This window comes from Citrobacter sp. Cpo071 (assembly GCF_030332765.1).
GTDB lineage: Bacteria > Pseudomonadota > Gammaproteobacteria > Enterobacterales > Enterobacteriaceae > Citrobacter > Citrobacter portucalensis.
Genome location: NZ_JAOWHE010000003.1, coordinates 1 through 203, shown reverse-complemented (window position 1 = coordinate 203; position 203 = coordinate 1). Strand labels below are relative to the sequence as shown.

1 protein-coding gene is annotated in these 203 nt (G+C 63.5%); it reads left to right on the top strand.

Features of this window, described 5'->3' with window-relative positions; all coding sequences use genetic code 11:
• On the top strand, nt 1–203 hold a 203-nt coding region (locus OGY09_RS00015; RefSeq protein ID WP_286589703.1), incomplete at both ends, for a hypothetical protein.

Here is a 203-nt window from a genome sequence, read left to right as displayed (position 1 = left end):
GACCGTCTGACGCAGCAGACCGGCTTTGACGGCCGTACGCAGCGCTATGGCTACAACACCGGCGGGCAGCTTGTCCGCAGTGAGGACGAAAGTCTGGTCACGCTGTGGCATTACGATGAAGCCGACCGCCTGACGCACCGCACGGTGAACGGCGAACCGGCGGAACAGTGGCAGTACAACGAACGCGGCTGGCTGGCGGAAAT